This window comes from Arthrobacter sp. GW460-12-1-14-TSB2 (assembly GCF_059423525.1).
In genome coordinates, this window is record NZ_JBWKYC010000033.1 from 23242 (window position 1) to 31896 (window position 8655).

An 8655-nucleotide genomic window follows, 5' to 3' on the forward strand; every position below is an offset into this window, starting at 1 on the left:
GGCGGTCCGAGCAGCACGCACCCTGAGTTTTGACAAAACCAGTAACTGACGACCAGCTATGAGGTACCGAGTTTGTCCCGTCCCGCCAGCTCCACTCCGCCCGGAAGACCCCAGCCAAGGCGAGGTGCCTTGACGCCGACGTTGATCGTCGTAGCACTGGTTGTGGTCGGCTTCATCTTCTTCGCCAATGTTTGGACCGATGTTCTCTGGTACCAGCAGCTTGGGTTCTTCGAAGTCTTCCTCACGGAGAACCTGGCACGCATCATCATCTTCCTGGTCGCCTTCGCGCTCATGTTCGCTGCGATGTTCTATGCCATCCGGATCGCCTACCACGCCCGTCCCGTCTACGCCCCGGATTCGGAGATCAGGGACAACCTGAACCGCTACCAGGCGCAGCTGGAACCGGTCCGCCGGGTAGTCATGATCGGCCTGCCGATACTCTTCGGCCTGTTCGCCGGAAGCGCCGCCGCCAGCCAGTGGCAGAAAGTGCTGCTCTTCCTGAACCAGGAACCGTTCGGGCAGAACGACCCGCAGTTCAACCTCGACATCAGCTTCTACCTGATGACCCTGCCGTTCCTCGGCTTCGTCACAGGCTTCCTCATCAGCGTGGTGGTGGTCGCCGGCATCGCGGGAATCCTGACGCACTATCTCTACGGCAGCATCCGGATCATGGAACGCGGCATCTTCACCAGCCGGGCTGCCCAGATCCACCTTGCCGTGACAGGCGCTGCCTTCCTGCTGCTCCTCGGAGTGAACTTCTGGCTGGACCGCTACTCCGCGGTGCAGAACAGCAACGGACGCTGGTCCGGCGCCCTGTACACGGATGTCAACGCCGTCATCCCCACCAAGTCCATCCTGGCTGTCGCCGCCGCACTGGTGGCCATCCTGTTCATCGTTGCTGCCATAATCGGCAAATGGCGCCTGCCTGTCATCGGCACGGCCATGCTGGTCATTACGTCCATCCTTGCCGGCGGTGTCTACCCGTGGGTCATCCAGCAGTTCCAGGTGCGCCCGTCCGAGCAGACCCTTGAGAAGCCGTTCATCGAGCGGAACATCAGCATGACCCGTGCAGCCTACGGCCTGGATAAAATCCAGGAGGACCGGTACAACGCCACCACCACCGCCACTACCGGTGCCCTGGCGCCGGATGCACAAACCACTGCGAATATCCGGCTCCTGGATCCGAACCTGATTTCGGACGCGTTCTCCCAGCTTGAGCAGTACCGGCCCTACTACCAGTTCCCGAGCGCACTCAACGTGGACCGGTACGAAGTCGACGGCAAGGTCCAGGACACCGTGATTGCCGTCCGTGAACTCAATCCGGACGGACTCAGCGCCAACCAGCAGTCCTGGCTGAACCGGCACGTCGTCTACACGCACGGCTATGGCGTGGTCGCGGCCAAGGGCAACAAGTTCACCGCGGACGGCAAGCCCGAATTCCTTCAGGCCGGCATTCCGTCCAATGGTGTCCTCGGCAACGACACGACCTACCAGCCCCGGATCTACTTCGGCGAGAACTCACCGGAATATTCGATCGTCGGAGCCCCGAAGGGCTCGCTGAACCGCGAGCAGGACCGTCCCGCCGGCAAGGAAGGCGACGGCGAAACGCAGTACACCTTCACCGGCAACGGCGGACCGAACGTCGGCAGCTTCTTCAACAAGGTCCTTTACGCCATCAAGTTCCAGTCCTCCGATCTCCTGCTGTCCGACGGCGTGAACGCCGAGTCGCAGATCCTCTACGACCGCAACCCGCGGGACCGCGTCGAAAAGGTCGCCCCGTACCTCACGGTGGACGGCAACGCGTACCCGGCTGTTGTGGACGGCCGGGTGAAGTGGATCGTGGACGGCTACACCACCAGCCAGTACTTCCCCTATTCGCAGCAGGAACAGCTGTCGTCGGCCACCGCCGATTCCCAGACGACGGCGGGCCGCACCGTCGCCCTGCCCAACAGTTCGGTGAACTACATCCGCAACTCCGTCAAGGCGACTGTTGACGCCTACGACGGCTCCGTGACGCTGTACGCCTGGGACGACCAGGACCCGGTGCTGAAGGCCTGGCAGAACGTCTTCCCGACATCCTTGAAGCCCTTCTCGGAGATGTCCGGTGCCCTTATGAGCCACGTCCGCTACCCGGAGGACCTGTTCAAGGTCCAGCGCGAACTGCTGGGCCGCTACCACGTCACCCAGGCGGACAACTTCTACACGAACAACGACGCGTGGTCCGTGCCTAACGATCCCACTGTCAAGGAGGAGGTCAAGCAGCCGCCGTTCTACATGTCGTTGCAGATGCCGGACCAGGACAAGCCCGCTTTCCAGCTCACGTCGTCGTTCATTCCCCAGGTGGTCAACGGCACCGCGCGCAACGTGCTTTACGGCTTCCTGGCCGCGGATTCCGACGCCGGCAACCAGAAGGGCGTGAAAGCGGAAAGCTACGGCCAGCTCAGGCTCCTGCAGATCCCGCCGGAAGCCCAGGTTCCCGGCCCCGGCCAGGCCCAGAACAAGTTCAACTCGGATCCCACCGTGTCCCAGGCCTTGAACCTGCTCCGGCAGGGCGCGTCTGACGTCCTCAACGGCAACCTCCTTACTCTCCCCGTGGGCGGTGGCTTGCTGTGCGTGCAGCCTGTGTACCTGCGGTCCACGGGCGAAACGTCCTATCCAACGCTGCAGCGTGTGCTGGTGGCGTTCGGCGACAAGATCGGCTTTGCCCCAACGCTTGACCAGGCGTTGAACCAGTTGTTCGGCGGGGACTCCGGCGCCTCGGCTGGTGATTCAGACAACAACGGGCAGACTCCTCCTGCCACCGGAGGCGGAACGCCGCCCGCCACCGGCGGTACCGACGCCAAGGCGGAGCTGAAGGCTGCGCTGGACGAGGCCAACGCTGCCATCAAGGCGGGCCAGGAGGCCCTCGCGAAGGGTGATTTCGCCGCCTACGGAGAGCAGCAGAAGAAGTTGTCCGCGGCACTGCAGAAGGCGATCGACGCCGAAGCGAAACTCGGCGCAGCAAGTGCTTCACCTACTCCGGCTCCCACGGCTGCCCCCTCAGCTGCGGCGACGCCGTCGCCCTCTCCAAGCAACTGACCAGGCGCCTGCAGGCTCCCGATAGCCTGCAGGCCCGCACAGGCCGGCTTTCCCCCTCCGCGAGGACGGGGAAGCCGGCCTGTGCCGTATTGGCCGGGTCCGGCAGGGCGGCGGGACGGCAGCTTCTGCGCGGCGCCGTCCGGTGCCGAGACGCAGATCACGTCGCTTCAATTTGGTCTGAAGTTCACCGGCCGGTAGTGTTGTTCTTGCGACGCGGGGTGGAGCAGTTCGGTAGCTCGCTGGGCTCATAACCCAGAGGTCACAGGTTCAAATCCTGTCCCCGCAACCATGGAAGAGGCCCTGACCGGCAGCAATGCCGGTCAGGGCCTCTTTTCTTTGTCTCCAGGTCACCAACTACTAGCATTTCCTAGTATTCTCATTCGCGGGGGCTATGTCCTGCGGTGCCAAGTGGCTGGTCAACGACGATCACCGCATTGGCAGGCCGTCGCCGCCTGGGAACGGATCGTATGTTGCGGGGGATGACCGCCGGCCCGTACGGGTTCGCTCTTCCGCTGTTCATGATCCAAGCTATTAAGGCGAACTTAACCCGGCCGGCGCTCCCGCTGGTGCACCCGGCAGGGGCGGATCCGCCTACGTCACTAGTCGATCATTCTCGAGAGGAATGCTGTTCGATGTCACTACCGACCAAGAAGAAGTCCGGAACTGCAAAGAGTAAATGGGCCAAGCTGTACTGGGCAGTGCCGGCCGCGCTCGTTGCCCTTCTTCTCGTGGTGCTTCTCGCGAAGTGGATCACCGGACTTGCCGGCGTCAAGGACTTCCTGGCGGCCTACCCCGGCCATTCAGAGCTCCCTGAGGGAACTCCCGCGGGCTTCCCGGCCTGGCTGGCGTGGCAACACTTCCTCAACGGCTTCTTCCTGCTGCTCATCATCCGCTCCGGCTGGCAGGTGCGGACGCAGACTCGTCCCGCTGCCTACTGGACACGGAACAACAAGGGCATGATCCGCACCAGGAATGCCCCGACGAAGATCAGCCTCGCCCTGTGGTTCCACCTCGTCCTGGACGCGCTGTGGATCCTCAACGGCATCGTGTTCGCCGTCCTGATTTTCGCCACCGGCCAGTGGGTGCGGATCGTGCCCACCAGCTGGGATGTCTTCCCCAACGCCCTCTCGGCGGCGCTGCAGTACGCATCCCTGAACTGGCCCACGGAGAACGGCTGGGTCAACTACAACGCCCTCCAGCTGCTCACGTACTTCATCACGGTCTTCGTCGCGGCGCCCCTGGCGTTCGTCACAGGCCTCAGGATGTCCTCGGCCTGGCCCAAGAACGCCAAGGCGCTGAACAAGGCCTACCCGATCGAGGCCGCCCGTGCCGTGCACTTCCCGGTGATGATCTACTTTGTCGCCTTCATCGTTGTCCACGTGTTCCTGGTGCTCGCCACCGGCGCGCTCCGGAACCTCAACCACATGTACGGCGGCAGCGACGACGTCAGCTGGGTCGGCTTCGGCATCTTTGCCGCGTCTGTCGCCGTCATGGTCGCTGCGTGGTTCCTGGCCCGGCCGCTCTTCCTGAGTCCCATTGCATCCTTGATGGGCAAGGTCAGCAGTCGCTGACGGACCTGCTGGCCGGCCGCAAACCGGGGTCGCTGAAGGCGGCCCCGGCTCAGCTGTCCTTGAGCCTCTGGTAGGTCTCCAGAGCACGCTCGCGTGACTCCGGCAGGCCCACCACGGGCTCCGGATACCCGGCAGCCTGTTCCGGAGACTTCCAGGGTTCGTGGATCGTTTTATCATCCATCCCGGCGATTTCCGGAATGAACTCCCGCAGGTAACGGGCCGCTGCGTCGAACTTCTTGCTTTGCGTCACGGGGTTGAAGATCCGGAAATACGGGGAAGCATCCGCTCCTGATCCGGCCACCCATTGCCAGTTGGCCGGATTGCTGGCTGAATCGGCGTCCACCAGGGTGTCCCAGAACCATGCTTCGCCCAGCCTCCAGTCGGCGAGCAGGTTCTTCACCAGGAACGACGCGGCGGCCATCCGGACGCGGTTGTGCATCCAGCCGGTCTGCCACAGCTGCCGCATTCCGGCATCCACCAACGGATAGCCCGTCCGGCCTTGCTGCCAGGCTTCCAGTTCAGCGTCCGACGGCGTTTGCCACTCGAAGCGGTCGAAGTCGGGTCGGTAGTTCCGTGTCGCCAGCTCCGGGTTCTCATACAGCAGCTGCCAGCAAAACTCGCGCCAGCCCAGTTCGGACCGGAAGATCCCGACGTCGGCGGTGGCCTGGTGCGGGAAGCGCTCACGGAGCGCGTGCCAGACGCGGAAGGGACTGATTTCACCAAATCGAAGGTGGGGGGAAAGGCGGCTGGTGCCTTCGACTCCCGGCCGGTCCCGGCCGGTTCCGTACTCCTCGACAGGGCCATCAAGGAAGTCGTGCAGGCGGCTGTGCGCGCCCGCTTCACCGGGCGTCCACGCCTCCGCGAGTCCCGCGCTCCAGTCCGGTGTCCGGGGGAGCAGCCCCCAGCCGTCCAGATCGTCGCTGTGGGGGAGCGCCCCGTCGTCGCTCCGCGCCGGTTGGGGCAGTTTGCCGGGGGCGCCGGACGGCATCCGCGGCTCACCGCTTTCGAGGCAGGCGCGCCAGAAGGGCGTGAAAACCTTGTAGGGCCCGCCGGATCCGGTACGGATGGTCCACGGCTCGAACATGAGGCTGGCCTGGAAGCTCGCGGCATCGAGGCCTTCGTCCCCGGCCCAGGCCTTAATGCCGGCATCGATGCTGCGTTCGGGTCCGCCGTACCTGCGGTTCCACCTCAGGTGTGAGGCTCCGGTGCCTGCCGTCAGCTCCTGGATGATTCCCGCTGCGCCCCCGCGCCGAAGGACCAGCCGGGAGCCGGCGGCCTCCAGTCCGGCAGCCAGGGACGCCAGTGAATGGTGCAGCCACCACTTGGCTGCACCGCCGAGGGCGCGCACCCCCGGCGATTCTTCATCCAGGATGTACACGACAGTCACGGGGTGGCCCAGGGCTGCCGCGTCGGCCAGCGCCGGATTGTCATCCAGGCGAAGGTCATCACGAAGCCAGACAATGGTGGAAGGCATGCTTCCACGGTACACGGCGCACCACGCTATTTACTGGCCGGTAACTTGGCCGTAGACTCGCTCCTGCCGTCCATTGTGTTCATTCTCCGCAGGGACGGTTCCGTTCGGATCGGGCTTTTCCTGTTGACAACGGCATACGGCTGGAGGCTGCCGGGTGCCGGCCACCTGTTCGCCGCAATGATGCCGCGCGCAGGAAAAAGGATGACCAATGAAGCTATTCCTTGCAGCGGCCAAAGAGGCGGGAGCGGCCAGCGCGGCACACTGCCGGCGGCCCGCCACCCGGGCTCTCCTGGCGGGTCTCGCCGCCGCAATCTCAGTTTCGGCATTGATCGCCCCTACCGCCCACGCCGCGCCGTCTGGCGGCGATGCGTGGGTGGTGAGCGTCGGGGATTCCTATATTTCGGGGGAGGCGGGCCGCTGGGCGGGCAACTCCAGCGATCCTGCCCAGGCAGACGCCCTGGGTGACGCCGCCTACCTGGATGCCGGCCAGTCCGAGCGCACGGGGGGCTGCCACCGCTCCTCGTCAGCGGAAATCAGGATCGGGCAGGCGCAGGCACTCAACCTGGCCTGTTCCGGCGCCAAAACGGCCACGTCCTGGAACTCTTCAGGGGAATTCAAACCGGGGCTCGACTTCTACACCGACGCTGCCGGGAACAGCGGACAGGCTCTGGAACTTCAGCGCTTCGCATCATCCCACCGGGTCAGGATGGTAGTGATTTCGATCGGCGGCAACGACCTGGGTTTTGCCGGCATCATCGCCACGTGTGTCTCCAAGTTCATGACCAGCCCGTGGTGGGCACCGAGTTACTGCAAGGACTCCACCACGGTGGCCACCAACTTCTCGGCCGCCAACAGGGCGGCTGTGGCAGGCCGGATCGGCACCTCGCTTGCCAACGTGGCCACGGCCATGGGCAGTGCAGGCTACGCGCCCGGTGAGTACAGCCTGGTGGTGCAGAACTACGTCTCGCCCCTGCCGCGGAGTTCCGGCATCGCCTATTCCGAAACAGGCTTCAGCCGGCAAAGCACCTACGGCTGCGGCTTCTGGAACGCGGACTTGGATTGGGCTGCGGGGGCCGCCGTGCCAGCCATCAACTCCACCATTTCAGCCGGCATCGCTGCTTCCGGTGTGGCCGGCGTTCACACGCTCAATGTGTCCGCGCTCTTCAGCGGCCATGAACTGTGCGCCGATACGACGAAGAAGCTGAACAACACCGCTCTGGCTGACTGGCGGAGCGCCGGCGCCGCGGACATCAGTGAGTGGATCAACGAGATCCGGACGGCGAGCACTGCCTTCAGCGACTACTACATCCAGGAATCACTGCACCCCAACTACTGGGGCCAGCTGGCCCTGCGCAACTGCCTGCGCCAGGTCTACAACGGCGGCGACGTCCGTTCCGGGAGCTGTACGGCGGGGGCGGGGCTGACGTCGGGAGGCGAACCGGCGGTGAACTTGAGCCAGACGCACACGCCGTAGCTGACAACGGAAAGGCCGGGGTCCCATCAGGGAACCCGGCCTTTCTGGCGTCCGGTCCGGAACCGGATCAGCTACTAGAGCTTGTCGAAATCAGCCTCTTCAACAGTGGAGTCCGCAGCCGAAGCGTTGGCCGACGAACCAATGGCAGGCTTCGCGCCGCCGGACTTCAGAGCCGCGAGCCGTGCTTCGATCTCGGTCTGCTCGCCGAGGTCTTCGAGCTGGTTGAACTGTGCATCGAGGCTGGAAGCGGCGAGTTCCTGCTGCCCGCGGACCTTGGCCTCTTCGCGGCGGATCTTCTCTTCGAAGCGGCCTACCTCGCTGGTGGGATCCATGAAGTCGATGCTCTTGAGCGCGTCGTGGACCTGGGACTGTGCAGCGGCGGTCTTGGATCGGGCCACCAGCTCATTGCGCTTGCTGGTCAGCTCGTTGAGCTTGCCCTTCATCTGGTCAAGACCGGTCTTGAGCTTGTCCACAACCTCGGTCTGCGAGGCGATGCTGGGCTCGGCAGCCTTTGCCTCGTTCTCGGCCGCCATCTGGCGCTGGATGGCCACCTTGGCAAGGTTGTCGAACTTCTGGGCGTCCACTGCGTCGCCGCTGCTCCGGTACTCGTCGGCCTTGCGGGACGCTGCCAGGGCCTTGTTGCCCCAGTCCTGGGCGTTCTTGACGTCCTCGTTGTAGTCGTCCTGGAGCATCCGCAGATTGCCGATGGTCTGCGCCACGGCAGATTCAGCTTCAGCAATGTTGTTCGTGTAATCCCGGACCATCTGGTCCAGCATTTTCTGCGGATCTTCGGCCTGGTCCAGCAAGGAGTTAATGTTCGCCTTTGCCAGCTGCGCCATACGGCCGAAAATGGACTGCTTAACCATGGTGTTGCCTTTCATCCTGCTCAGTGGTCGCCACTGAATTCAGTGAACAGTTGATGTACCGCTTCTATCCGGCGGCCAGGGAAACGGCCGCCGCCTAGTCTGTGGATCGGCTAGAAGCTGCCGGAGTCCCCGCCGCCGAAATCGCCGCCGCCAAAGTCCCCGCCTCTGCCGCCGAAATCGCCGCCGCCCCAG

The 8655-nt window shown here is 64.2% G+C and carries 5 protein-coding genes and 1 tRNA gene; 4 read left to right on the forward strand and 2 right to left on the reverse strand.

Translation table 11 applies throughout. From position 1 onward, the window contains the following. Positions 1-72: 72 nt before the first annotated feature. From AC07YR_RS22205 to AC07YR_RS22215, 3 genes are all read left to right on the forward strand, one after another. Entirely contained in the window at positions 73-3078 is a 3006-nt protein-coding gene (locus AC07YR_RS22205; protein ID WP_494735286.1) for a UPF0182 family membrane protein, read from the forward strand. A gap of 212 nt (positions 3079-3290) precedes the next feature. After that, positions 3291-3367: transfer RNA gene (locus tag AC07YR_RS22210), tRNA-Met, on the forward strand. 343 nt (positions 3368-3710) lie between these two features. Continuing rightward, positions 3711-4649, forward strand: a complete 939-nt coding sequence (locus AC07YR_RS22215) for a cytochrome b/b6 domain-containing protein (protein WP_055796577.1) — start codon at positions 3711-3713, stop codon at positions 4647-4649. A 49-nt stretch (positions 4650-4698) separates the two neighbouring features. Here AC07YR_RS22215 and AC07YR_RS22220 read toward each other — a convergent pair whose 3' ends face one another. Continuing rightward, positions 4699-6123, reverse strand: a complete 1425-nt coding sequence (locus AC07YR_RS22220; RefSeq protein ID WP_494735287.1) for a cryptochrome/photolyase family protein — start codon at positions 6121-6123, stop codon at positions 4699-4701. A gap of 208 nt (positions 6124-6331) precedes the next feature. Between AC07YR_RS22220 and AC07YR_RS22225 the strand changes: the two genes are divergently transcribed. Further along, positions 6332-7597 (forward strand): SGNH/GDSL hydrolase family protein, encoded by a 1266-nt coding sequence (locus AC07YR_RS22225; RefSeq protein ID WP_494735288.1) that lies wholly within the window; start codon positions 6332-6334, stop codon positions 7595-7597. A gap of 74 nt (positions 7598-7671) precedes the next feature. Here the strand turns inward: AC07YR_RS22225 and AC07YR_RS22230 are convergent, their stop codons facing one another. Next, entirely contained in the window at positions 7672-8463 is a 792-nt protein-coding gene (locus tag AC07YR_RS22230; RefSeq protein ID WP_055797264.1) for a PspA/IM30 family protein, read from the reverse strand. Between the last annotated feature and the right edge of the window lie 192 nt (positions 8464-8655).